The organism is Paenalkalicoccus suaedae (assembly GCF_006965545.2).
GTDB lineage: Bacteria > Bacillota > Bacilli > Bacillales > Salisediminibacteriaceae > Paenalkalicoccus > Paenalkalicoccus suaedae.
In genome coordinates, this window is record NZ_CP041372.2 from 1,013,145 (window position 1) to 1,037,351 (window position 24,207).

General features: G+C 43.7%; 25 protein-coding genes. 16 read left to right on the forward strand and 9 right to left on the reverse strand.

Going from position 1 to position 24,207, the window contains the following annotated elements; genetic code table 11:
• Positions 1–4 precede the first annotated feature (4 nt).
• From FLK61_RS05600 to FLK61_RS05615, 4 genes are all read left to right on the forward strand, one after another.
• Positions 5–1,639, forward strand: a complete 1,635-nt coding sequence (locus FLK61_RS05600) for a thiamine pyrophosphate-binding protein (RefSeq protein WP_176008527.1) — start codon at positions 5–7, stop codon at positions 1,637–1,639.
• A 1-nt stretch (position 1,640) separates the two neighbouring features.
• Positions 1,641–2,015: a carboxymuconolactone decarboxylase family protein gene (locus tag FLK61_RS05605; RefSeq protein WP_176008528.1), complete on the forward strand. Its 375-nt coding sequence runs from the start codon at positions 1,641–1,643 to the stop codon at positions 2,013–2,015.
• Between the two features lie 103 nt (positions 2,016–2,118).
• Complete coding sequence (locus FLK61_RS05610; RefSeq protein ID WP_176008529.1) at positions 2,119–2,577, forward strand: GNAT family N-acetyltransferase; 459 nt, start codon at positions 2,119–2,121, stop codon at positions 2,575–2,577.
• A 77-nt stretch (positions 2,578–2,654) separates the two neighbouring features.
• On the forward strand, positions 2,655–3,044 hold the full coding sequence (locus FLK61_RS05615; protein WP_176008530.1) for a hypothetical protein: 390 nt from the start codon (positions 2,655–2,657) through the stop codon (positions 3,042–3,044).
• Positions 3,045–3,361: 317 nt separating this feature from the next.
• On the opposite strand, the gene FLK61_RS05620 is transcribed toward FLK61_RS05615, so the two are convergent.
• From FLK61_RS05620 to FLK61_RS05635, 4 genes are all read right to left on the reverse strand, one after another.
• Complete coding sequence (locus tag FLK61_RS05620; RefSeq protein ID WP_176008531.1) at positions 3,362–3,586, reverse strand: hypothetical protein; 225 nt, start codon at positions 3,584–3,586, stop codon at positions 3,362–3,364.
• 53 nt (positions 3,587–3,639) lie between these two features.
• The gene (locus FLK61_RS05625) at positions 3,640–4,242 is read right to left on the reverse strand and encodes a cupin domain-containing protein (protein ID WP_176008532.1); all 603 of its coding nucleotides are present in this window, start codon (positions 4,240–4,242) and stop codon (positions 3,640–3,642) included.
• Between the two features lie 86 nt (positions 4,243–4,328).
• Positions 4,329–5,234: an aminoglycoside phosphotransferase family protein gene (locus FLK61_RS05630; protein ID WP_176008533.1), complete on the reverse strand. Its 906-nt coding sequence runs from the start codon at positions 5,232–5,234 to the stop codon at positions 4,329–4,331.
• 12 nt (positions 5,235–5,246) lie between these two features.
• Positions 5,247–6,461 carry a helix-turn-helix domain-containing protein gene (locus FLK61_RS05635; RefSeq protein WP_176008534.1) on the reverse strand — a complete coding sequence of 405 codons (1,215 nt, stop codon included), beginning with the start codon at positions 6,459–6,461 and terminating at the stop codon, positions 5,247–5,249.
• Positions 6,462–6,585: 124 nt separating this feature from the next.
• Between FLK61_RS05635 and FLK61_RS05640 the strand changes: the two genes are divergently transcribed.
• Both FLK61_RS05640 and FLK61_RS05645 read left to right on the forward strand, forming a co-directional pair.
• Complete coding sequence (locus FLK61_RS05640) at positions 6,586–7,878, forward strand: MFS transporter (RefSeq protein ID WP_176008535.1); 1,293 nt, start codon at positions 6,586–6,588, stop codon at positions 7,876–7,878.
• 151 nt (positions 7,879–8,029) lie between these two features.
• The gene (locus FLK61_RS05645; protein ID WP_176008536.1) at positions 8,030–9,691 is read left to right on the forward strand and encodes an FAD-dependent oxidoreductase; all 1,662 of its coding nucleotides are present in this window, start codon (positions 8,030–8,032) and stop codon (positions 9,689–9,691) included.
• Positions 9,692–9,784: 93 nt separating this feature from the next.
• Here FLK61_RS05645 and FLK61_RS05650 read toward each other — a convergent pair whose 3' ends face one another.
• Complete coding sequence (locus FLK61_RS05650) at positions 9,785–10,342, reverse strand: hypothetical protein (RefSeq protein ID WP_176008537.1); 558 nt, start codon at positions 10,340–10,342, stop codon at positions 9,785–9,787.
• 218 nt (positions 10,343–10,560) lie between these two features.
• On the opposite strand from FLK61_RS05650, the gene FLK61_RS05655 reads away from it, so the two are divergent.
• Both FLK61_RS05655 and FLK61_RS05660 read left to right on the forward strand, forming a co-directional pair.
• Complete coding sequence (locus FLK61_RS05655; protein WP_176008538.1) at positions 10,561–10,767, forward strand: hypothetical protein; 207 nt, start codon at positions 10,561–10,563, stop codon at positions 10,765–10,767.
• A 22-nt stretch (positions 10,768–10,789) separates the two neighbouring features.
• The gene (locus tag FLK61_RS05660) at positions 10,790–11,569 is read left to right on the forward strand and encodes a class I SAM-dependent methyltransferase (RefSeq protein ID WP_176008539.1); all 780 of its coding nucleotides are present in this window, start codon (positions 10,790–10,792) and stop codon (positions 11,567–11,569) included.
• A 555-nt stretch (positions 11,570–12,124) separates the two neighbouring features.
• Here the strand turns inward: FLK61_RS05660 and arsA are convergent.
• The 3 genes from arsA to FLK61_RS05675 form a co-directional block, all read right to left on the reverse strand.
• A complete protein-coding gene (gene arsA / locus FLK61_RS05665; RefSeq protein WP_176008540.1) occupies positions 12,125–13,861 on the reverse strand; it encodes an arsenical pump-driving ATPase in 1,737 nt (578 codons plus the stop codon).
• Between the two features lie 15 nt (positions 13,862–13,876).
• On the reverse strand, positions 13,877–14,227 hold the full coding sequence (gene arsD / locus FLK61_RS05670; protein ID WP_176008541.1) for an arsenite efflux transporter metallochaperone ArsD: 351 nt from the start codon (positions 14,225–14,227) through the stop codon (positions 13,877–13,879).
• Between the two features lie 225 nt (positions 14,228–14,452).
• A complete protein-coding gene (locus FLK61_RS05675; protein ID WP_176008542.1) occupies positions 14,453–15,010 on the reverse strand; it encodes a DUF4256 domain-containing protein in 558 nt (185 codons plus the stop codon).
• A 248-nt stretch (positions 15,011–15,258) separates the two neighbouring features.
• Here FLK61_RS05675 and FLK61_RS05680 point away from each other — a divergent pair, with 248 nt between their 5' ends.
• The 8 genes from FLK61_RS05680 (at position 15,259) to FLK61_RS05715 (ending at position 23,247) form a co-directional block, all read left to right on the forward strand.
• The gene (locus FLK61_RS05680; RefSeq protein WP_249777685.1) at positions 15,259–15,918 is read left to right on the forward strand and encodes an HAD family hydrolase; all 660 of its coding nucleotides are present in this window, start codon (positions 15,259–15,261) and stop codon (positions 15,916–15,918) included.
• A gap of 742 nt (positions 15,919–16,660) precedes the next feature.
• Positions 16,661–18,109 carry a sucrose-specific PTS transporter subunit IIBC gene (locus tag FLK61_RS05685; RefSeq protein WP_176008543.1) on the forward strand — a complete coding sequence of 483 codons (1,449 nt, stop codon included), beginning with the start codon at positions 16,661–16,663 and terminating at the stop codon, positions 18,107–18,109.
• A gap of 22 nt (positions 18,110–18,131) precedes the next feature.
• The gene (locus FLK61_RS05690) at positions 18,132–19,610 is read left to right on the forward strand and encodes a glycoside hydrolase family 32 protein (protein ID WP_176008544.1); all 1,479 of its coding nucleotides are present in this window, start codon (positions 18,132–18,134) and stop codon (positions 19,608–19,610) included.
• A gap of 29 nt (positions 19,611–19,639) precedes the next feature.
• Positions 19,640–20,659, forward strand: coding sequence for a LacI family DNA-binding transcriptional regulator (locus tag FLK61_RS05695; RefSeq protein WP_176008545.1), 1,020 nt, complete (start codon positions 19,640–19,642; stop codon positions 20,657–20,659).
• 302 nt (positions 20,660–20,961) lie between these two features.
• Positions 20,962–21,786, forward strand: coding sequence for an NlpC/P60 family protein (locus FLK61_RS05700; RefSeq protein WP_176008546.1), 825 nt, complete (start codon positions 20,962–20,964; stop codon positions 21,784–21,786).
• Between the two features lie 243 nt (positions 21,787–22,029).
• Positions 22,030–22,233, forward strand: a complete 204-nt coding sequence (locus FLK61_RS05705; RefSeq protein ID WP_176008547.1) for a hypothetical protein — start codon at positions 22,030–22,032, stop codon at positions 22,231–22,233.
• A gap of 36 nt (positions 22,234–22,269) precedes the next feature.
• Positions 22,270–22,830 carry an exonuclease domain-containing protein gene (locus tag FLK61_RS05710; protein ID WP_176008548.1) on the forward strand — a complete coding sequence of 187 codons (561 nt, stop codon included), beginning with the start codon at positions 22,270–22,272 and terminating at the stop codon, positions 22,828–22,830.
• Between the two features lie 132 nt (positions 22,831–22,962).
• The gene (locus tag FLK61_RS05715) at positions 22,963–23,247 is read left to right on the forward strand and encodes a rhodanese-like domain-containing protein (RefSeq protein WP_176008549.1); all 285 of its coding nucleotides are present in this window, start codon (positions 22,963–22,965) and stop codon (positions 23,245–23,247) included.
• Positions 23,248–23,293: 46 nt separating this feature from the next.
• Here the strand turns inward: FLK61_RS05715 and FLK61_RS20185 are convergent, their stop codons facing one another.
• Complete coding sequence (locus FLK61_RS20185) at positions 23,294–24,202, reverse strand: methyl-accepting chemotaxis protein (RefSeq protein ID WP_283811890.1); 909 nt, start codon at positions 24,200–24,202, stop codon at positions 23,294–23,296.
• Positions 24,203–24,207 lie beyond the last annotated feature (5 nt).

Below are 24,207 nucleotides of genomic sequence, written 5' to 3' on the forward strand. Positions count from 1 at the left end.
AGGTATGGAGAGTTGTGCATCGCTACTTGCAAGGCATTTTAAAAAGTGGGGGATCGATCATATTTTTGGGATTCCAGGAAAAGCGATCGCCCCATTGATTTTTGCTACAGATAAGCATGATGTGGAGTTTGTATTAAGTAAGCACGAGTCAGGAGCTGGCTATAATGCAGCAGGTTACGCGATGCAAAATCGAAAGCTAGGCGTGGCTTTAGGAACGTCAGGACCCGGTGGGACCAATCTACTTACTGCAGCAGGACAGGCGAAAGCTTCTAATGCTCCTGTCCTCATCATTACAGGCCATCCTAGCATGCGAGATACGGGCAAAGCGATGGGGCAGGACTCCTCTATGTTTGGAACTGATCTCCAGGAAATGTTTAAGCCTGTAACGAAATTTAGTGCTCGCGTAGAGCGATCTGATCTACTCGAAATTTATTTAAGACACGCGCTAGAACACGCCTACTCAGGTGTGAAAGGACCTGTTCACTTAAACATTCCATTTGATATTTTAATCGAAGAGATTGAGCCATTTGACATTGACTTGCCAGAGCTCCCTACCCTTGTTTCGCCCAATTTATTAGACGTTCGGGATAAGCTCAATGACGCCACAAGACCGCTCATCCTTGTCGGTAAAGGTGTGCATTCAAGCAATGCTTATGAAGAGCTACAGCGATTATCCGAGCACTGGCGCATCCCTGTGATGACAACGCCTGGTGGAAAAGGAACATTCCTCTCCTCTCATGAGTTATCCTTAGGCGGATTGGGCCTCGGGGGCACCGACGAGTCAAAAGCATACATAGCAGAAGGGGTCGACACGCTCGTGGTCATTGGCAGTAAGCTCAGTGACATGTCGATCGTCGGCCTGACGCAAGAGCTTTATCCGGACCACTTGATTCACTTCGATCATGAGCCAACCTTTATCGGTAAGACGATCGGCGTACCGACGACACCTGTGCTCGGGGATATTCGTGCAAATCTACGTTTTATCCTTGATCAGGTCGATGCAGATCCTGTAGGCGAAACGGTGGAAGAGCCGCTAGAGCAAGAGATTGAAGACACCCATGAAGGAGACCGCATGTCGGCTGTTACAACTCTTCAAGTAGTAAGGCAGTCGTTACCGGACGATGCGATCGTATATGGTGATGACGGAAGTCACTCGTTTTATGGCATTCGCTACTATGATATTAAAAGACGCGGGAGCTTCTTTTTTGATGATGTATTTGGGGCAATGGGTCACGCAATCGGGTACTCCATCGGGGCAAAGCTCGCTTCACCAAATGAAACGATTGTTTGCTTAGTTGGAGATGGGTGTATGTTTATGCACGGAGCAGAGATCTCCACAGCACAAAACTATGACTCTGCTGTTCTATTTATTGTGCTCAACAATGGACGTCTTGATATGGTTGAAAAAGGAATGCGTAAAATGATTGGAAAGTCGATCGGGGCTGTTTATGATGCACCACTTGATGCCAGTCTATTTGCGAAATCGATGGGACTGACTTCTTATAAGACGCGGTCAAAAGATGAACTGTCTCATGCGATATCAGAAGCGCTCGCTCATATAGCAGCAACAAACAAACCAGCAGTCGTAGAAGTATTAGTTGATGAGAATGAAACACCACCAACAATGGGGAGGCAGTAACATGGCAAAAGAGGGACGTTACAAAAAAGGGATGGATACATTAAAAGAAATGATCTCAGAGGATACGCTACAGGCCATCTCAGGGATGAAGGACATTTCACCTGATTTTTGGGAGATGATCGTTGGCTTCGGATATGGAGAAGTGTATTCGCGTGAAGGGATGTCTTTAGCAGAGCGCGAGATCGTGACATTAACGACGCTTATTACGCAAGGAGCATTCGGTCAGCTCGAATTTCATCTGCGAGCAGCGCGTAAAGTAGGTCTCACTGAAGCACAAATAATTGAGATCATTATCCAATGTGCAGCATACGTTGGCTTCCCAAAAGCCACGCAGGCGATGCAGCTTGCGGGTAAGGTATTTGAAGAGACGAGATAGAAAACGAAGGCCGGTCCGTGTCTAAAGGGAAACCTTTTGGACATGGCCTTTTTTTTGCTGGCGTTTGTGTGAGTAGTAATGTCTAGGAGGATGTGATGTTTACATGATAAAAAAGATAGATGTGAGAGAGGTGCACGTCGCTGAACAAGTGAAGGAGCTTCAGCAACTTTCCTATCGTGTGGAGGCCGAATTAATAGGATTTGAGGCACTGCCGCCACTATCGGATACCGTCTTAAGCATTCAACATAGCGGAGAGACGTTTTGGGGCTACTTTTCAGATGAGAAGCTTTGCGGAGCGATTGCTTACACAGAAGATGGTGATACCTGCGATGTTTGCCGCCTCATGGTGCACCCGGACTACTTTCGTAAAGGGATCGCTCAAGCATTGTTTGATCATGTGCGTGCAAATATCGACGTTACAGATTTTGTGGTCGCGACAGGAGCTAAAAACATGCCGGCAATTCGTTTTTATGTGCGCAATGGATTTCAAGTTGAGAGGACTGTAGAGGTCCATCCAGAGCTCTCTTTAACCTATTTAAGAAAATCGGATGAAGGTGGTTAGTGTGTGTGTAGCCTTTGGATGTGTTGCCCAAATATGGTACAATTGTAGTAGGAACGAATCGAAAGAGGAGGCCTACCATGATTCATCGGAAGCTAGTATCATTGCTAGTAGCTGCAACTGTTGTCATGCTTATAAGTTTGGATATGTCGGTATTCTCCGAAGAAGGCGTATTTGGGTTAATTCTGATTGGTGGAGTTGTGCTGTTCTCGATTAGCCTGCTATATGTGTTGCCAGGACTTCTACTCATTGAGTGGATGACAAACAAGATAAACGTCATGCGAATGCCCGCTGCTTTCCTTATGCACGTAATACTCGTTATTCCAGTAGTGTTGCTAATGCCTGCATTGGATTGGTTTTTAGGGTCCATATTTGTGGCAATTGTGTTCATTCTCGATCTTGCACTGCGCCAGTGGGAACAGCGCTCAGAGCGCCAGTCAGCCAAATCAACAGCATCCTTTACGTCTTGACAGAAAATTAAATAACAGTAAATTTGGAGCACATGGTGAACAGCACCGTGTGCTTTTTTAGTGTTCGTTTGAGGGGGGGACGTACAAATCAGATCGACGTACGCGCAAACGGAAGTGGGAAGAGCAAACAAGATACGAAGACAAGCAAACGAAGTGCAAGCAGGTGCAAAGCACCATGTAGAACGTGCAAGCCAGGTCGACGGACGAGCAAACAAAAGCCGAAGGAGCAAACGAGGTCCGCGGACACGTAAACGGAGTCCCAGGAGGTGCATACAAAGATCAAACCAACAAAAAGAACCGCACCCACGGCACGATTCTCAGGAAGGTATAAACAGCCATACAACAAGAAGTACACTTACAATCCCCCACAAAACGGTGCTGACAATCCACCATACAAGGGAGGAAAGTAAGCGGGAGTGTTCAACATTATCAGGCTGTGACTGGACCTCTCGAAGCCTTCGTTCCATTTCTTTTTTAGTCGACAGAAGTGATGTAAATCCGACGATGACAAATGCAAGGGCTAACCAATGAACAGCAGTCATATTACCGAGCCTCCTCACGCAGCTTTATTCTAACAGCTCCACTCTATTTTCTGTCAATAAGTGGGGTAATGCTGGTGGGGCATGGGATAGTATGTGTGCGCCTGAGCAGGTGGGCTAGGTGGCTGATCGCAGTCTGTGTAAGGGCCGATGTAAGTGGATGGTTTGACAGGTGCGATGGCGTCCTTCCATGTCTGCTCATCCATGCAGTATGTGTGTGCCATGACGGAGGACGGCGTGAACCTCAGAATGTCTGAGCCTAACACGACCTCTGGCGTCGGTGCGTCAAAAATTGCGAGCAGGTGCGTACGGTCGACTAAGGCGACCTCGTAATGCCACCATCCCTGAGGAACGTTTGCGACTTGCCCCGGTGTGATGGTGTACGACTGAAGTTGCTTCGTAAAAGGGTTGAGTATGTTGACGGTGGCAGATCCAGAAATACAGTAGACAAGCTCTGCCGCATTCTGATGATAGTGTGGCTCTACGACGTTATTCGTGCTGAGAAAAATGTCTAATAACGAGCTACCTTGAAGTGTGTTGAGCTGTTTGACACCTAAAACGTTGATGTAATTCTGACTATCCTTTACAAACAAAGGACTTTGATTCATGTCGAACGTAAACTGTGCGTTTGGTGAGATGTAATCCATATTGGAGACCATGCTTTCCTTCCTTTCTCAGCTAAAGGTGCTTGTGAAGGCAGGATATGCACGGTCCGCCGTTTAGGTGTATGGACTAGTCATCCCTCTTATTTGGAAACGTAGTTGGCATGGTACCAAGAAGGAATGATAAGATTCATATCGTCGTACCACGTTAAAATCTCATTTAACTGGCGGGTCATGACCTCGAGTTGAGCATCGCCGAAAGGAATAGCCCAGGCGATAGAGGATAGTGCGTTGGAGCTTATGTAAAGTGCCATAAGACGAAAGAACAGCTCAGGAGGCTCGCCGCCAAAGTAGCCGTGAAGTCTGCCAGTCGCAAAGGGTGAACTCACGCTCGCACACCAAACGATACGATTAAACTCCTCCCACGGATCCCCGTAGTCCGCGCGATTGAAGTCAATAATAGATAGTGTTCGGTTGTCTGACACGACCATGTTATGAATATGATAGTCACCGTGATGAAAGCTTTGCGGTCGATTAGCTAATAGATCCCGATTGGCCTCCAAATAGTCAATGATCGGCTGAACGCCATCCACCACCACACCGCATTCCGCATACAAAGCAAGCTTCTTATCGATCTTGCGATTAAACATGGACTCCCACGGCTCTATTGTTGCGGGGGCTGCAATTGCATGGATGTCTTTCAGCATCTGCCCAGATTCGACCCCGAGCTTATACTGCACGTCAGCTGGCGACTGAGGGAGGACGTCTGCCGCATCCTCCCCCTCACACCAAGAGAAGAGGGCATAGACGCGCGTCCCCTGATCACATGTCCCAAATGCAAGAGGCATGGGCATAGCTATACCGCTCTTTGCGATCTCTTTCATTTGCAGAAAATCATGTTGCTTCTTTTCGTAACTAGCGATGTCGCTTACTCGAAGCAATCGCTTCTCACCGCTCTCCATCTCAATCAAGTACTTCTCTTCGTCTGACCAACCCTTTGTAATAAGAGTGGTGGTTTTTAGTTGTTGGAGCTCAGGAATTCCGTACATCGTTAGACCTCCTTACGTTTGTTCTTCGACTAAGCGAAGCGTATCCCTCATAAAGTCTTTAAAAACAGATTCAGGAAGAGGCGCATAAATCTCTTCTGCTTTTTTGGCATATTCACGTGCTTTTTCTACGTTTCCTAGGTGGAGGTGGCAGCGTGCCAAGATGACGTCCACTTCATAAATGAGCGCAAGGTCCATTGGATGAGTAAGATACTCAGGAAAATTTACCTCACTTAATATTTTGCTTGCTTGTTCAAAATCACTGTTTAGATAATATAGTCGCCCTTTCTCTTTTAAAAACCATGGTAATAATAATGGATCTTTGTTCGACTCATACTCGGAAATGAAGTTCCGTGCTTCTTCAAACTGTTCGCGCTTTATCAAACTAGCAACATTTAGAAACTCATAAAACTCTACTGCAAATTTATAATCTGTTAGCTCTCCATATTTCTTTAATTTGAAAATATACTTGTTGGTTAATGTATTTCCTTTCATAAAGAGCGTGTGAGTAGCGGCTAAACGATAAAAATCATCCGTTCTATAAAAAATGTGCGATTCTTGAGAGAGATGAAGTGCGCTCTCGGTAATATCAATTGCTTTATCATATTCTCCAACAGCATAGTAAAGAAGTGCTTCATGATAGTGTAAATCTATTAAAGATAACGTATCGATTCGTGGGAAGAAATCCTCAATGATACGACGTTCCTCGAGAAATAACTCTAAAGAATCTCTATAGCTTTGTTTTTCAAATAGTATTCCGCTTTTAAAAAGAGCTATTTTCACGCGTGGGTGAACCATATTCATATTCTCGTAAAGTGTTGCTGCTCGTTTGATGTAGCTTTGCCATGTTTGATCGTTAACGGATTCTAAAGCAAATGCATATAGGTGAAGTAAACGTGCTGATTCATAGCTAGTACCTATAGAAGGTAAAACTTCTTCTATAGCTTTTTTTATTTTTTCGGGATGAGTGATGTGAAGATACCTTCCTCCAGGTATATATCCTTCTACTTCATCAAGTACAGCCTGCAATTTTTGTTTATCCTCTGTATCCAAAAGCTCGGACACCGTCACGTCCAACCGCTCCGCTAAATACGTTAGGCTCTCCATCGATGGCTTCGATTTTTCATTCTCTATTAAAGACAGCATGCCTTTTGTTAATTGATCGCCGGCAAGCGCCTCGAGCGTTAGCTTTTTTTGTTTGCGTAATGTGCGAATTCGTTGTCCTAGCATAGATGTCGACTCCTTTTTTGTTTCATTAGTTTAATTATATTAAACTTTTGTCTTGATGGAAAGAAAAACCTATGCTATGATTTGTTTAATTAAATTAAATTTTACAAAATCAAGGAGGTTTCACATGGACCACGCTCAAAAACTCAAACAAGCTACATACCATCTTTACACGTTTATGATCAGTAAAATGATTTCATCCTTCGGAGCACAAGTGTATGCTTTTGCAATGAGCTTTTACATTTTGCAGGTCACAGGATCTGCCACAAGCTTTGCGATGAATCTCGTTTGTAGCATTGTCCCTCGAACAATCGCAGGGCCGATTGCAGGAGTCGTCGCAGATCGATATCCAAAGAAACGCATCGTCATTACGGCACAAATTTTAATGACGGTAACGATCGCAGTCCTATTACTTATTGTCTTGACACAAGGACTCTCATTAACAGCAATCTATATGACAACAGCTATTTTAGCAACTGCTTCCTCCTTTTCTTCAATCGCATTTACTTCATCCATAACAGGATTAATTGATCAGGAGCGTATTCAAAAAGCAACCTCTTTAAATCAAATCTCGATCTCATTCGCCGCTATTGCTAGTCCCGCAGTCGGCGGACTACTCTACGGTACCGTATCCATTCCAACGATCCTTCTCTTGTATATTGTCGCGTCCTCTATAGCTGTACTCTTAGAGTCAACGATGCAATTTACTCTTTTTACAAAAGAAAATACTGACGAAACACCTTCTAAAGAATCTGCTTGGGAAAGCTTTAAATCAGGTATTCGTTATGTGGGACAACGATCTGTCATGATGACGATGATTTCTATTTCACTAATCGTTAATTTTTTCATCGGAGCGTTTGAAATTGGCTATTCGTATATTTTAATTGATACACTCCAAGTTGAATCAACCCACTTTGGCGTGACGCAAGGAGCATTTTCACTCGGCATGCTTGTATTATCCATATATTTTGTGAAACGGCAGGAAGTGCAGTTTCCGCTCCTTTTTGTTAAGTGGGGAATCGTTGCCCTTGGATTCATCATCGCGGGTATATCACTCCCATTATTTATCTCCATGAGCTACACCTTCATGATTGTCTACTTTATTCTCATTCAATTAGCCATGGGTGCGACGATTATGATTATTAATACTCCTCTTCAAGTTATGCTACAAAAAACTATTCAAGATGAGTTTAAAGGTCGTGTCTTTTCCGTACTGGAGACGTGCGCGATGGCATTAGTTCCACTAAGTATGATCATTTATGGATACTTATATGATCGTTTCCCAAGCGAGCAAATTTTACTAATATCTGTTTGTATGCTCGTCGGAGCTGTTTTGTATTTAGGTCGAGCGAGCGTTATCAAACGAGTTCACCCTGAGCTTCGTGCGAAGACAAAGCTACGTGAGAAGGAAGCGGTGTAAGTAGCTCCCTTTACAACCTACACATATTTGTTACAGAAAAAATATACGAGAATACTGGAGTATATAAGCATATTATTATATAGTTAAGTCGTCAGGGGTTATACGAGTTGAGAGGACCCCACTATATTTTGTGTGAGAGGGCGATTTAACGATGAAATTAGTCATTATTGGATCAGTTGCGGCAGGGACTTCTGTCGGCGCTAAAGCGAGACGTAACAGTGAGGAGCTTGAGATCACTGTTTATGATAAAGATGTAGATATTTCTTATTCAGGCTGTGGAATTCCTTACTATGTAGGTGGTACGGTTGAGGCGCTAGATGATCTCACTCCACGGAATGCGGCATGGTTTAAGAAGCGATATAGCATGGATATTCATACAGCTCATGAGGTCATGAACGTTGATCACGAGAGTAAAACACTCACGATTAAAAACCTTGCGACAGGTGAAACATTAACAGACACGTACGACACGCTTGTGCTTGCGACGGGTGCAACGAGCTTTATTCCTCCTATCAATGGCGTTGATGCGTCAAACGTATTTTCTGTCCGAAATATTCGTCATGCAGATGCCATTCGCTCGTTCGTCGACCGCGAAGATCCGAAGCAGGCAGTTGTCGTCGGTGGTGGATTTATTGGTTTAGAAATGGCCGAGCAGCTTACGGAGCGCGGGATTAAAGTAACGTTGATCGAGCGATTGAATCAAGTGATGCCTCCATTAGACGCTGATATGGCAGCGCGTGTGAGTGCTCATTTAGCGGATAAAGGGGTAGAGCTGAAGCTAGGCGAGACAGTGAAAGAGTTACACCACGCGGAAGCAGGCACGAAGGTGGAGCTTGAGAGCGGCGAGGTTGTGGACACAGACTTTGTCATTATGTCGGTAGGAGTACGTCCAAATACGACTCTTGCGAAGCAAATTGGCGTCGAGCTTGGCGCAACAGGCGCTGTTAAGGTCAATAAGCAGATGCAAACGAACGTCCAGGACGTGTATGCCGTGGGAGACGTTGCAGAGAGCTTTTCATTGATCACAGGCAAGCCGATCTACCGTCCTCTTGGATCCACCGCGAACAAAATGGGGCGCATTGCCGGCCAAGTCATTACAGGTGAACAGACGGAGCATCGTGGGATTTTAGGGACAGGCATTTTTAAAATCTTTGACCTAGCAGTCGCTCAAACTGGCTTGACAGAAAAAGAAGCCGAAGAGCACGGATACGAAACGGCTGTGTTACACAACATTAAGCCTGACCGTCCGGAGTATTTAGGTGGTAAGGAAATGGTGATTAAAGCTTTAGCAGATAAGGAAAGCGGTCGCTTATTAGGAGCGCAGATAGTCGGACCACAAGGTGTAGATAAGCGTATTGATGTATTTGCTACAGCTATCTCCTTTGGAGCAAAAGCGGAGGATCTTTTCCACTTAGACCTTGCTTATGCACCACCATTTGCGACAACGAAGGACCCTGTAATGTACACAGGTATGGCGCTCCATAATGCATTAACAGAGAAATCGCCGCTCTTAACACCACAGCAGCTTTTAGCTTGGATGAAAGAAGGAAAAGCGTTACAGGTTATTGATACACGCGCTACTTCACAGTATGAGAAGGCGCACGTTGACCACGCTGTAAACATTCCTTTAGGAGCACTACGAGAGAAGGCATCGACATTGGATCCCTCTATTGTGACCGTTGTTTATTGCAATAAAGGTACAACAGGGAACGCAGCTCAAAACATCTTACAGAATCTTGGATTTGATAAAGTGTACAACATTTCTGGCGGGCACAAAAACTATCAGCATGTAAAAAAGCAGCTAGACCTTTAAGGAAGAATAGAGAAGGATGAAGCACGGGCGACCAATGGTTGCTCGTGTTTCTTATCGAAAAGAAGTACCCCAATAATAGAGGTACTTTTAGTATTAGAGAGTATCAAACGTACTTATATCTAATCCAATGATGGCATGCACAGGAAGCCTTTCTTCATCTAGTGTTTGTAATTCATAGTTAGCGGGATTTGTGAGGTAGTCTAGTTGATCCTGTGTGACATTATTTTTTATATGCAGCTCTTGCTGAACGATAAAATGAGAGCTCTCTTCATTTAATGAATCAATTAACGCCTGCCCTTCAATTGGTCTAGGTAGCTCTTCTAAAGCTTCACTTACTTCATTGGATCCCTCGAGATCGGCAAACGTATAATAAAATTCATTCGTCGTGTTTTGGAGCTTGTGTAAGAGTTCTTGCGTTATTGCTACTTCAATAGATAGAGTAAGCTCCTCTTCTCCTTCCGTAATCTCCAATAAATCATTTTTTACATTGTCTCCATGAAACGAATCTTGAAAATCTCTAATAGATAAGAACTCATCCGCAGTCTGATTATTATCATTAGGTTCGGTGGGAGCAGGCTGATTAGCGGTATCTTGACAACCTATTAATAAGCAGATAGTTAAACTAAGCAAGACATAAATAATAGATCTCATGAGGGGCTCCTTTTACATATTATTTTTGTAAGGATTTGTTAGTTGTATGTCAGTAAGAAGAGGATAATCCATTATTTTGAAGGTGTAAAGATATTTTTTTCTAAATGGTCATTTATGGTTGTGTGTTGAAGAACTCTTAAAGTCCATTGAATAGAATGGATCGATAACGTTTTTTTGGAACTAAATAGGGTATGGGTTCGTAAAGAGGAGGTATGTTTGTGGTTACAGTATTTTTGATCATAGGTTTAATCGGTCTAGGTATTTGTTCGTTTGTTGTCTATAGCTTTATGTATCAAGCGCAACAGCGTGCAACATTTAAAACGGAGGCTCCTGCTAAACGAGATGTTCGAGTAAAGGTTGCAGCAGTGTCAGGTGGGGTAGGTATTCTGTTTATTTTATTAGCAGCTTTACTGTATTTTCTGTAACGAAGAGGGGTTGGCGAAAGACATGGATGTGAGTAAGCATAATAGTGTGGCGTGGGATAAGAAGGTTGCCGAGCGGTCGACGTATACGCAGGCTGTGTCTCGAGAAGTGATTGAGAGAGGGAAGCGGGGCGACTGGGAGATTGGTGTAACAACGACAAAATCGGTACCTCGGAACTGGTTCCCTTTAAATATGGATGGGGTGAATGTGCTTTGCGTTGGATCTGGAGGTGGGCAACAGGCTCCGGTATTAGCGGCGGCGGGAGCGAGCGTGACCGTAGTTGATATCTCATCCGCTCAGATTGCGAAGGATGAGTATGTCGCAAGAGAGAACGGACTCGAGCTTACGACTTATTTAGCCGATATGACAAAGTTAGACTTTTTGGAATCGGAGAGCTTTGATATGGTTGTCCACCCAGTATCGAATCTGTTTGTTGCAAATGTGCAAGCAGTGTGGGATGGGATTGCTCGCGTGTTGAAGCGTAACGGCGTATTAATTGCGGGATTCACCAACCCATTGCTATGGATATTTGATGACGAGAGTGAGAGGCGCGGAATGTTAGATGTAAAGCATCCTATTCCATCATCAACGCTTGACCATTTACCTGCAGAAAAGCACGTCGAATTTTTGGAATCGAAGCAAACGATCGAATATGCCCATACATTGGAGCAACAAATCAAAGGTCAGTTGCAAGCTGGGCTAGTGATGACAGGGTTTTATGAGGATGACTTCGGTGGCAGTCGAATGATTGATACATATATTAAAACGTTTATGGCGACGCGAGCGGTGAAAATGAGAGTTTAAGGCATTTTTGAAACATGGAGAAGGACTTGGCAGAGGATAGCCTAGTCCTTTTAGTTTGTTTAGGGAGTGTGAGTGTTTTATGGTGAGTGATTGCGTGAGTTGAAAGGCGAACTGCGCGAAAAAAGGCAGTAACCGCGCGAATCGAGGGGTGAACCGCGTGAGTTGAAGCCACAAATGCGTAAGCGTAAAAAAATCGCGCAAGTTGAATAGAGAATTGCGCGAAAAAAGGCAGTAACCGCGCGAATCGAGGGATGAACCGCGTGAGTTAGAGCCATAAATGCGTAAGCGTAAAAAAATCGCGCAAGTTGAAAGGTGAACTGCGCGAAAAAAGGCAGTAACCGCGCGAATCGAGGGATGAACCGCGTGAGTTAGAGCCATAAATGCGTAAGCGTAAAAAAACCGCGCAAGTTGAATAGCAAACTGCGCGAAAAAGAGCGTTAACCGCGCGACTCGAGGGCAGAACCGCGTAGGTTGAAGCCACAATCGCGTAAGCATAAAAAAATCGCGCGACTCGAACACCGAATCGCGCAATCCCATTAATTAAACTAACCTAACCTACACTTCCAGCAATACCTTTAACTGATCAATCCCAACAATCGCATCAGCCTGCCATGGAACGATTGCAGCGTTCGTTGCTTCCTTTTCCACTACGCGCTTTATCCACTGTTGTTCTGCTAAAGCACGATTTTGCAGGAGTGGATCTCTCGTTTCTGTCGCGCCGAAGCTTTGGTTAATGATCCACCAAGATGGCACGATGGAAGCTCGTTTTAAATCCTCTTGAAGACGGCTTGCTTCAAATACTGGTGTAGCTTCCGGTAAGGTAACAAGTGCGACCGTTGTAAACGCTGGGTCACGGAGTTTTGGTAATAGCTCTTTTACAGAGCGATCCAAGTTGCCAGCTGCTCGCTCTACTTCGCGATGGTAGGACTGAGCGGCATCTAATAATAGGAGCGTGTGTCCTGTTGGAGCTGTGTCAATGACAACAAACGAATCCTGTACGTCATCAACAACCTTAGCAAAGGCTTGGAAGACGGCGATTTCCTCTGTGCAAGGGGAATCGAGGTCTTCTTTCATAAATGCGAGCTCATCCTCTGATAGAGATTCCCCTGCTGTTTGTAGCACGCGCGCTTTATAGGCCTCGACCTCTTCCTTTGGATCGATGCGACTAACTTGCAAGAACTCGTGATCTTGAACGAGATTACCAACATGTGCAGTTGGGTCCGTCGTCGTTAAATGAACGCGATGACCTTTTTCCGCAAGTCCGACGGCAATTGCACAGGCCATCGTCGTTTTACCAACGCCACCCTTGCCCATTGTCATAATAACGCCTTCGGATTTTTGAGATACGTGATGAACGAGCTCTTGCACGCCAGGAATGGCAGGAAGATCAACGGCTTCTAATGCACGAGGCACGTCTGTATTTTCGCCAAATGCACGAAGGGCATCAAGTCCTGTGATCGTATAGCCGACTAGTGGGATGTAGCTAGCCTGGTCATCAATCGTGTCTAGTACCTTGCGCTGTTTATTCTCAAGAGCAATAGCTGTTGGATCATCGGAATTACGCTCAAAAACCCCGTTTATAATCAGCTGTTGATTAAGAATCCCAAGATCACCGAGCTCCTTACTCGCACGATTCGCTTCTTGAATTGTTGCTTCATCTGGACGCGCAACGAGCACGAGCGTCGTTTGCGAGGAGTCCGCCAATGCTTTAACCGCCTGCTCATAGCTTTCCTTTTTCGCCTTCAGGCCAGAAACAGGGCCAAGACAGGAGGCACCATGCTCATTTTCATCTAAAAAATCACTCCACGCAGAAGGTAGCTGGAGGAGGCGAAGAGTGTGACCAGTCGGTGCGGTGTCAAACACGATATGATCATAGCGATCGGTATGGGTGTTGTCTGTTAACAGTTGCGTAAATTCATCAAACGCCGCAACCTCCACCGTACATGCTCCAGACATTTGCTCTTCCATCTGATCGACAGCGGGCTTCGGGAGCTTATCGCGATAAGGACCGATAACGCGGTCTCGATATGCTTGCGCCGCTTCTTCAGGATCAAGATTAGCAGCATCAAGATTCGCTACGTTTGGCACAGGTGCCGGTGCGTTCGATAGCTCCACTCCAAACACATCCTGGAGGTTAGACGCAGGATCGGTACTCACAATTAACACGCGCTTGCCAGCATCAGCTAGTGCAATCGCGGTTGCAGCGGCAGTTGACGTTTTACCGACTCCACCTTTCCCTGTGAAAAATAGGTATGGGGTGTGTCCAAGCTGTGTAGGTGTAAATCTCTTCATAACGTAAGGACTCCTTTAAAGTAAGTTAATCGCGTTTTTAGGCTGCTTCGGTCGAAGTGCTCCTTCATCTAACTGAAGCCAATCCATAAGCTCTGCTTCTGTTGGATACGCTCCTTTTTTTACAACCTTCCCATCAATAGCAGTGAGTGGTAGAAGGGATAAGTCTTCGTTAATAATTGCACCAACCTCTGGATTTTCGACAAAAGGACCTGGCTCTTGAGATAAGTTGTATCTGGAAGCATCTACGCCAGCGCGCTGTAACTCCACGTGAAGCTTAGCAAATCGCGTTAATTCTGGGTCTACGTCTGGTCCACATACTCCAGTCGAGCAGCAAAGTGCAGGGTCAAAAATTTCTATTTTAGGCATCGTGATCGCTCCTTATATAATCATTTGATTATATACTAACGTAAATGCGAGGCAATCACAACTGTGAAGGGTGGAAGAAGTGAAGAGAAAGGTTGACGTTGTGAAGAGAACGAACCAAGTAGTGACGAGCAAGTACGAAGTGAAATCGTAAAGTAATCAAAGCAATAGTAAATAATAAGAGACGGTTCACCAACCACCTGGTAAACCGTCCTCGCATCACCACACTTATATAACAACCCGACCTCGAAACCCGCGCGCGGCATAGTATGAATCTGCACCGTTATGATACGTAAACACGTGATCATAGCGTCTATCGCAAAATAGTGCGCCACCCTTTGCGCGAATCGCATCAGGGGTTTGCACCCAGCTTGATGTCTTGAGATCAAATGCACCTAGCGTTTGAAGCTCTTTATACTGAGCCTCTGTCAAAAGCTCGAATCCGATCTCTTTTGCTAATTGAACAGCACTAGTCTCAGGTGGGAATTTTTTGCGAGCCTCAAGCGCTGCCTGATCATAGCACACGCTGCGACGTCCTTTTGGACTTTCCTTCGAGCAGTCGACAACAACAAATTCGCCATTATCCGTCGTCCCAACAACGTCCGGCTCTCCCTCGGTCCGCTCCATCTCCGCAACAACACGGAGCTTGTCCTCATTCGCCAAAAGTCTCGCCTCAACTTCCTCCCACGCAATGCCCTCATGCCTTCCCATATGCTTATCAAAGCGTTTTTTGAGCGTACCTAACAGCTCTTCTTTACTTTCTTTAGAAAATATAGTCGCACTCATGACCAAGCCCTCCTTTACCATATCGATTGTTCTCATGCTATCGTACTATTAGCGAGTAAGATTTTAAAGCGCTTCTTTCTTGAAACGAATGCCAACACAGCGCGTAGCTAATAGAAGAGAGGGGCAGACAAAATGATGAGAAAGTATATGACCTTTACTCACTTGTCACTCCTGCCAAACTATAGTTGAGATTAAAATCAGGATTGGCTACTAGATCAAGTAAACAAATGACTATGGAGGAACGATACATGAACGCGCTTATTTTTGATATGGACGGCACGTTATTTCAAACGAATCTCATTTTAGAAATGACCTTAGAAGACACCTTTAATCAACTACGAGAGACGGGTGAATGGGAGGGCGCAACACCTATTGAGACATACCGCAACATTATGGGAGTCCCCCTTCCAAAGGTGTGGGCTACCTTATTACCAGCCCATTCACAGCAAGTAAAAGAGCAGGTCGACGCGTATTTTCTGGAGCGATTAGTGGCGCATATAGAAGCGGGTAACGGCGCACTATATCCAAGCACATTAGAGACGATGGCTGAGCTCCAAAAAACTCACCGAATCTACATAGCTAGCAATGGACTAATCCCGTATTTAAAAGCGATTGTCGACTACTATGGATTGGACGAATTTGTGCAAGGGGTATATAGCATCGATCAAATTGACTCCATGTCCAAATCGGATTTAGTTGCGACAATTATCAAAGACCACGATATCAAAAGTGGCGCTGTGATAGGAGATCGCCTCTCAGACATTAATGCTGCAAAGGATAATGGGCTTGTTGCAATCGGCTGCCGCTTCGATTTTGCACAAGAGGACGAGCTCGCGCAGGCGGACGTCGTGATAGAGGAATTAGGGGAGTTGCTAATGCTTGTGGAAAAGAGCGTTATAGGAGATTGAATGTCGAGTGGTCCATGCGTGTGCATGGGCCATTTATTATGTCGTTACTTTGATTTTGTGTACGCGCAAGTCCATAAATCCAAAATGCGGAACATAAAACTTGGATTAGGAACATAACTCCTCAATCAGGAACATAAATGCCTTAAAGCATGCTACAAAGTCCATAAATCCAAAATGGGGAACATAAACATTGGATTAGGAACATAACTCCTCAATCGGGAACATAAATGTCCTTAAGCATGCTACAAAGACCATAAAGTCAAAACACGGAACACAACCATGTGTATTAGGCACATAACTCAAAAATGCGGAACATAACTCTGTGAGAATGAAAGATTTTAAGCTGACTGGCACTTTATTAACCTATGTTTTTATGTTGTTTAGGGAGGTTATCCGTAATTAACACATGATAATCCGGAAAGGTAGTGGGTTATCCACATTTTAAGTGGGGTTATCCGAAAAAGCGACGAGATTATCCGGTATCAAGGCAAGGTTATCCGGAAATGTAGAGAAGTTATCCAGAAAAGAAGCAAAGTAATTCAGAAATACGATAAAATAACCCTCACATGGCAAGTAGTTATCCCCACTTCCAACGTTTACTAAAATCCGTTGTTGACAACTTAGGGGAGAAACTCTATTATAAATGTAAAGGTTTACACAAAAGCATTCAGCAATCATAATTAGCAATAATTTTTTATTTAAATCAAAATGTAAAGCTTTACATAAAAGGAGGATGACGAGGATGAACTACAGGAACGAAGCAGAGAACATACTTGAAGCGATTGGTGGTCAAGAGAATATCCAAGCGATGACACATTGCGCAACAAGATTACGATTAGTTTTACAGGATGAGGAGCTCATTGACCAAAAGCGCCTTGATGACATGGACATTGTAAAGGGAACGTTTTCTACTGCTGGTCAGTACCAAATTATTTTGGGGACGGGCATTGTAAACAACGTATACAGAGAGCTTGTAGCTATTACAGGAATAGAGGAAATGTCTAAGGATGACGTCAAGCAAGCTGGATCAAAAAAGGGGAATCCTCTACAGAGATTTGTAAAAATGCTCTCAGATATCTTTGTACCGATTATTCCAGCAATCGTAGCGGCTGGGTTACTAATGGGTATCCATAATGTCTTTACTGCTACAGGATTATTCATCGATGATGCAAGCTTAATAGATGTGTATCCACATCTCGAAGACACGGCAGCGATGATCAACACCTTTTCAAACGCAGCATTCGTGTTTTTGCCTATCCTGATTGGATTTTCGGCAGCAAAGAGGTTTGGAGGCAATGCGTATTTAGGGGCTGCCCTCGGAATGATCATGGTGCACCCGGATTTACTTAACGGATACGGATACGGCGAAGCGATCGTAAATAACGAAGTGCCTGTATGGAATATTCTCGGGCTCGAAATTGAGCGTGTTGGCTATCAAGGAACCGTTCTACCTGTGTTAGTTGCATCATTTGTACTTGCAAAAATCGAAATTGGGATTAGAAAAATCATGCCGGCTGCGCTTGATAACTTATTAACACCTTTGTTAACTATTATTCTGACTAGCTTTATTACCTTCGTAGCGGTTGGACCGTTCACTCGCTCTGCGGGGGATGTCCTAACTAATGGAATCGTGTGGCTGTATGAAACAGCTGGATTTGTCGGTGGGGCATTAATGGGAGTCTTATACGCACCATTTGTTATTACTGGTATGCACCATAGCTTTATTGCAGTTGAAACACAGCTTTTAGCAAACGTGATGGTAACAGGAGGTTCCTTTATATTCCCTATAGCGGCGATGTCGAATATCGCACAGGGAGCGGCAGCAATTGCGGTCATCTTCATTACTCGTAATAAGAAAATGAAAAGCGTCGCATCGGCTGCTGGGATATCTTCTTTACTCGGCATTACAGAACCGGCAATGTTTGGAGTCAATTTAAAGCTGAAATATCCATTCGTTGCTGCCATCATCGGTTCAGCTGTGGCGTCTGCATATATTACATTTAATCAGACACTGTCCGTTGCACTTGGAGCTGCCGGATTACCTGGGATCATCTCCATTCGAGCAGAGTCCATTGTCCATTTTATTATCGGAATGGCGATATCATTTACTGTCACGGTCATACTGACGTATTTATTTTCTAAACGAAAAAAGAATCAAATCGCGAATCAAGAGGAGCAACAGGCAGCTTAGATAACAAAGGGGACAGGTAAAGATGGAATGGACGAGAGAAGAAAGATATCGATTATTAGATGATGTCGACGAGCAGGAGCTTATCGAATTAAAGCGGCGCGTTGACGATAGTCCGTACAGACTTCACTATCATATCCAGCCGCCAATTGGCCTGTTAAACGACCCAAATGGCTTTGCGTATTATAACGGCGAGTATCATTTATTTTATCAGTGGTTCCCGCTAGGACCCGTGCATGGGCTCAAGCACTGGTATCACCTTACCTCTACAGATCTAGTGCAATGGGAAGAAAATGGAGTAGGAATTGCTCCAACTCATTACTACGACAGCCATGGGGCATTTTCTGGAACGGCGATGGAGCATGATAATAAACTTTATTTGATGTATACCGGAAATACGCGAGATCAGGAGTGGAATCGTACCTCATATCAGGCGGTCGCTGTTATGGAGGCAGGAGAAATTACAAAATCGGATCACCCGGTGATCTCGGAGCTTCCGCCAGGCTACACGTCTCATTTTAGAGATCCCAAGCTGTGGAAGGAAGGCGGCATGTTTTATGCATTGATTGGTGCGCAGCGAACGAATCAGACTGGCTGTGTGCTATTATATCAATCTTCTGATTTACAAACATGGGATTTCGTTGGTGAAGTGAATGTTCAAGAAGAGCTTAAGTCGTTTGGCTTTATGTGGGAGTGCCCGGATTATTTAAAGGTTGATGGGGAGCATGTGTTTATGTTTTGTCCTCAAGGGCTTGAAGCCGATGGTATGCACTACCAAAACCTTTATCAATCAGGGTATATGCTAATTGATCAAATAGATGTCGATCAACCTGCGCTTTACTCTTCTACGTTTTATGAATTTGATCGTGGGTTTGATTTTTACGCACCTCAGACAACGACAGATGAGTTTGGAAATAAAGTCTTAATCGGCTGGATGGGACTACCGGAAATAGAGTATCCATCTGATCAAGGTGGATGGGCGCACTGTATGACGATCCCTCGAGAGCTTCGTATAGAATGTGGTAAACTAAAACAAATGCCAGTAACGGCTATAACAAAGCGAAGACAGACGAGTCGGCATGTGACCGATGATCTATTGAATGAGCAACAATCATACGATGGGTTTTCTGGAGTAAGCTATGAGTTAGACTGCAATCTCCGAGCTACAACAGCTAAGAGAATGGGAATCCTAGTGCGAACGGGTGTCGGAGAACAAACCAAGCTAATCTTTGATCTTGAGACCAACTTATTTACATTAGATCGTTCTTCAGCTGGCAAACCGTTCGCAATAGACTACGGAACGACGCGATCTTGCTCTCTCAAAGGGAGTAGTATTGATTTACGTGTCTTCGTAGATACATCTTCCATCGAAGTGTTTTTAAATGGCGGAGAAGAAGTTTTTACAGCACGAATATTTCCTGATCAAAAAAGTGATGGCATTGTGTTTTTTACAGAGGGCGGCGAAGCTAAACTCGAAGCCTCTTTTTATCGTTATCACTCTTAGCATTCGTCATGAATAGAGGAGATCGACAGATGACTAAAGATATTAGTATTACAGAAGTAGCAAAGCGTGCCGGCGTGTCTATTGCGACGGTCTCACGCGTTTTCCATAATCGTGGACCTGTAAAGGAGTCGACGAGACGTAAGATTGAATCGATTATCGAAGAGACTGGATACACGCCAAATCAATTAGCTCGTGAGCTTGCGAATAAAAAGACGCAGCTCATTGGCTTAATTGTGCATGATTTCACTGGTGAAGGCTTACCGAGAGCAATTAATGGAGTTAATCAAATCGTAGAGGATCAAGGCTACCACGTTCTTATGACTAGTACGCGAGGAAATTTGGACAGTGAGCTACGTAATTTTGAGATATTGCGTTCAAAACGCGTCGAGGGGATTATTTTTGCAACAAGGTCCTTTAAGAAGGAGCATCAAGAAATCATTGAGAAGCTTCCAATTCCTGTTGTTGTGATGCTTCAGGATACAACGGAAAATGGTATTTCAAGCGTCTTCTTTCAGAACAAGCAGTTTGCCTATGATGCAACGAAAGCATTACTCGGCATGAATCATAGGCAGCTTGCCTTCTTTGGTGGACCATCCGCTTCAGTAAACTCCTCTCATCGAAAAGATGGATTCATTCAAGCATTCATGGAAGCGGGTATGACACCTGACGATAAGATGGTGAAGCACGGGGATTTTTCCATCGAATCAGGCTATATTCAAATGAACAAGCTGTTAGCACTCAAAAAACCTTTTACCGCGCTTGTTACAATAAATGATGCAGTAGCAATTGGTGCGATAAATTGTTTGTTGGACCATGGGATGCGCATTCCTGAAGATGTTTCTATCATTGCGCTTGATAAAACAGTAGTAGCTGATGCATCACGTGTGCAACTTTCTGCTGTAAGTTATTCGTATCAGGATCTAGGCATTCAAGCAGCTAAGCTACTAGTGAAGCAAATTGGTTCTGGAAATAAGACGATAGAGCAAATTAAAATTGATTACGATGTACATTTACAAGATAGCACGCAACGGTTAAACGTTAAAGAATGATCCAGTCTATGAATTACCCTGTAAACCAACATTCGACATAACTAGGACCCGAGCTCTTCTGATATGAAGGAGCTCGGTTTTGTCGTTATGTACATCGTATAGATCATTAATTATGAAAGTCCGAAAAGATGTTACCCGATGTTAGAAATGATAAACCCCTTGTAACGGAATGTTAATGACTTATCATCGTTTTGTTATACGACTGTAATCTATTAACCTCTTAAGAATGATACGATGTATTTCGTGGACAGGACAAGACGATTCATAAGAAAAACTATCATTTACATGGGGGAATTTAATTTATGAAACGGTGGTTAATCGCAGCAGTCGCTTTTGTATTTGCATTTGTACCATTTTTTGAAAATAATGAAGTACGCGCTTCGTCAATCGCAGATCAAGTTATCAGTGCAGGTAATGCACAGTTAGGTACACCATATCGCTACGGCGGGACAACAACTAGCGGATTTGATTGCTCCGGATTTACGCGTTATGCGTTTGATCAAGCAGGTATTTCATTACCGCGCACAGCAGCGCAGCAATACGAGGTTGGTACACCTGTATCACGCTCAAATCTCCAGCGAGGAGATCTCGTATTCTTCAATACAGTTGGCGGCATTTCTCATAACGGAATTTACATTGGGAACAATCAGTTCATTCACTCTTCATCTTCACAAGGCGTTTCAATCGCTAGTCTAGGAAACTCGTATTGGGCTCCACGCTATGTTGGTGCAAAGCGAGTGATCCAAGAAGAGGTGGAAGTAGCAGCAGCTTCTTATGAAGAAGTAGACGTTACGATTAATGGATCAGCATTAAATACCGATCAAAGTGCGGTTTTAACAAACAACGGTAGCACGTTAGTACCAATGCGAGCGATCTTTGAAGAACTAGGTGCAGATGTAGACTTCGACAATGCTTCTAAAACAGTAAAAGGTTCTCAAGGTGAGATGACAATTAGTCTCACTATCGGTAACGAGGTGGCATATACGTCTGCGTCATCCATCCAGCTAAACGAACCAGCTCAATTAGTAAATGGGCATACACTTGTACCACTCCGCGTCGTAGCGGAAGCATTCGGTGCATCGGTTGACTGGGACGCGCAAACTAGAAAGGTAACAATCAGCAATTAATAATGATCACCGCGAAGGAGGTAACTCTCTCTTCGCGGTTTTTTTAATGGAAGTTGGTTGAATTAGCGTTTTACTAAAGGTTGAGTTAACTGACGTAAACGGTGCCTAATTTGTCGCAAACAATTAATTGACGAATTTACCAGCCTTTTACCTATCCAGAAGCGGCTCACATCTATATGCATGTACTTTAGATAACGTTATAATAGATGAATAGTAAAATTGCTCAATCAAGGGGGACGTGTTGTGAACTACAAAGCAAAAATGCGCATGTTTGTAAGCGTGCAGCTTATTATAATTGCGTTACTGCTTGCAGGGATGATTTATTTTATCGTTAATCGCGAAACGTACGATGCATTTTTCGTAGCAATACTATTGTTACTTATTGTTTTGGGTATGTCTATTCGAAATCTTACTAGAATGATAGCGGGTATAAAGGAAAGTAAATAGAGATAAGAGTTTCAGACAGCATAGAGGGGTGAAGATGTGAAAATAGCGTTTGTGGATGTAGAGACGACGGGGATGAGTCCTGGCGTAGCGGAGATTTTAGAGCTCGGAATTGTGTTGGCAGAATTTAAGGATGGTCATCTGACATCTTATATAGATGAATACTGTGAATTTCAGGATCCGATGTATCAAATCCCCCCTATGATTACAGAGCTAACAGGCATTACAAACGACATGGTGAGTGGAAAATATTTAGATCATGACCGTTTGTTAACAATATTTGATCAGGCAGATGCGATTGTTGCGCACAATGCCTCCTTTGATAGAGGATTCATTACCCGTGTGTATCCAGAGACAAAGGATTACAACTGGTATTGCTCCGTTAGGCAAATTAAATGGAAGACTTACGGCTTTTTAAATGGCAAGCTACAACAGCTTTTAGCGGCTCATCGTATTGAAATGCCGAACGCTCACCGAGCATTAGACGATGCGAAAGGATTAGCGACGTTGCTTAACAAAGATTTTCCAGGTGCTACTGGAGAAAAAACGTATATCGATTATTTGCTTCAAAAGAAACCAATGAAACGGATTGGGTCTTAACCTCTCTAAATGACAGGTTAAGGCTTTTTTTTGTTGAAAATAAATCAACTTGACAGTAAAGTATGTTGTTGTGTAATATACCTGTATGGGTATATGCATAGAGAATGTTTCTAAAAAAAAGGAGTGACTCACATGAAAACAATTATGCCAAAAAATGTATTAGATCATAAAGATGCGGTTATTTTAGATGTGCGAGAGGTGGAAGAGGTCCAGGCAGGAAGAATTGAGGGAAGTACCCACATTCCACTTGGACTATTAGAATTTAGACTTCATGAGCTAGATAAATTGAAGCCTCATATTGTTGTTTGTCGGTCGGGTGCAAGAAGTGGAAGAGCAACTGCCTATCTAACAGAGCAGGGCTTTGATGCAACGAATATGGTCGGTGGCATGAATGAATGGCAAGGAACGACTGTCTAATTTAAAAAAAGACTTCCTTTCACTAAATGAAGGGAAGTCTTTTTTATTAAATAATCCAGTTTAGCTCCATTTCCTCGCGCTGCAGGGATTTACCGAGCTCAACAATTTCGTCGTAAATATCGGATGCCTCTTCGATCTGCTTAGTCGAAAGACGTAAATCCTTTTGGATGGCAGTCGTTCCAGTAGACATATTACCGATCTCTTGATTGAATTCTTTAATGTGGTCGTTTACTTCCGCAATTTCGCGATCCACTTGATTTGCAAGCTTACGGACTTCTTTTGATACGACTTCAAAGCCACGACCATGCTCGCCAGCTCTAGCGGCTTCAATAGCTGCGTTGAGTGCTAAAAGATTTGTTTGGGAGGCGATGGCTTTTATTGTTTTGACAATACCCTCAATATCAGAGGCCTTCGTATGCAGAGCACCGAGCACATCTGTATTACTGGAGGAAACTTCTTCAATCTGATTCATCATTGATGTAAGGCTTTCGTGATGAGATAAGCCTAATACAGCCTGCTCCTTAAGCTTAGATGACGTTTGCTCTAATCGGTTTACAACTCCGCGGATATTTTGTTGGCGTGAAGTGATATCTGTTGCTACCTTCATTACTCCAACGATTGTTCCTTCTTGATACATGGGCATGTAAGTCGCTTCTAACCATACTTTATTACCTTCAGCATCCTTGCGCAAAATCTTATCTTGAAAGCTTCTTCCTTTTTTTAAAAGGTCATCCCAAAAGACTCTGTAATCGCCACTATTTACAAAATCGTCAAAACAAAATTCTCTGTGGTGAACACCAATAAGTTCTTCTTTCCTTCTAAACTTCATTGCAGTCGCGAATAGATCGTTGACGTAAGTAACCGTGCGATTCGTGTCAAATTGGATCATTGCAACGTGCTTCTCCATGGTATGAAACATCATGGATTCGTTATTTGTTATTGTGTGTGGTGCCATAAGTC

Coding starts and splice junctions, on each gene's coding strand:
- FLK61_RS05600 (WP_176008527.1), top strand. CDS start 5: ATGGAGAGTTGTGCATCGCTACTTGCAAGGCATTTTAAAAAGTGGGGG.
- FLK61_RS05605 (WP_176008528.1), top strand. CDS start 1,641: ATGGCAAAAGAGGGACGTTACAAAAAAGGGATGGATACATTAAAAGAA.
- FLK61_RS05610 (WP_176008529.1), top strand. CDS start 2,119: ATGATAAAAAAGATAGATGTGAGAGAGGTGCACGTCGCTGAACAAGTG.
- FLK61_RS05615 (WP_176008530.1), top strand. CDS start 2,655: ATGATTCATCGGAAGCTAGTATCATTGCTAGTAGCTGCAACTGTTGTC.
- FLK61_RS05620 (WP_176008531.1), bottom strand. CDS start 3,586: ATGACTGCTGTTCATTGGTTAGCCCTTGCATTTGTCATCGTCGGATTT.
- FLK61_RS05625 (WP_176008532.1), bottom strand. CDS start 4,242: ATGGTCTCCAATATGGATTACATCTCACCAAACGCACAGTTTACGTTC.
- FLK61_RS05630 (WP_176008533.1), bottom strand. CDS start 5,234: ATGTACGGAATTCCTGAGCTCCAACAACTAAAAACCACCACTCTTATT.
- FLK61_RS05635 (WP_176008534.1), bottom strand. CDS start 6,461: ATGCTAGGACAACGAATTCGCACATTACGCAAACAAAAAAAGCTAACG.
- FLK61_RS05640 (WP_176008535.1), top strand. CDS start 6,586: ATGGACCACGCTCAAAAACTCAAACAAGCTACATACCATCTTTACACG.
- FLK61_RS05645 (WP_176008536.1), top strand. CDS start 8,030: ATGAAATTAGTCATTATTGGATCAGTTGCGGCAGGGACTTCTGTCGGC.
- FLK61_RS05650 (WP_176008537.1), bottom strand. CDS start 10,342: ATGAGATCTATTATTTATGTCTTGCTTAGTTTAACTATCTGCTTATTA.
- FLK61_RS05660 (WP_176008539.1), top strand. CDS start 10,790: ATGGATGTGAGTAAGCATAATAGTGTGGCGTGGGATAAGAAGGTTGCC.
- arsA (WP_176008540.1), bottom strand. CDS start 13,861: ATGAAGAGATTTACACCTACACAGCTTGGACACACCCCATACCTATTT.
- arsD (WP_176008541.1), bottom strand. CDS start 14,227: ATGCCTAAAATAGAAATTTTTGACCCTGCACTTTGCTGCTCGACTGGA.
- FLK61_RS05675 (WP_176008542.1), bottom strand. CDS start 15,010: ATGAGTGCGACTATATTTTCTAAAGAAAGTAAAGAAGAGCTGTTAGGT.
- FLK61_RS05680 (WP_249777685.1), top strand. CDS start 15,259: ATGAACGCGCTTATTTTTGATATGGACGGCACGTTATTTCAAACGAAT.
- FLK61_RS05685 (WP_176008543.1), top strand. CDS start 16,661: ATGAACTACAGGAACGAAGCAGAGAACATACTTGAAGCGATTGGTGGT.
- FLK61_RS05690 (WP_176008544.1), top strand. CDS start 18,132: ATGGAATGGACGAGAGAAGAAAGATATCGATTATTAGATGATGTCGAC.
- FLK61_RS05695 (WP_176008545.1), top strand. CDS start 19,640: ATGACTAAAGATATTAGTATTACAGAAGTAGCAAAGCGTGCCGGCGTG.
- FLK61_RS05700 (WP_176008546.1), top strand. CDS start 20,962: ATGAAACGGTGGTTAATCGCAGCAGTCGCTTTTGTATTTGCATTTGTA.
- FLK61_RS05715 (WP_176008549.1), top strand. CDS start 22,963: ATGAAAACAATTATGCCAAAAAATGTATTAGATCATAAAGATGCGGTT.
- FLK61_RS20185 (WP_283811890.1), bottom strand. CDS start 24,202: ATGGCACCACACACAATAACAAATAACGAATCCATGATGTTTCATACC.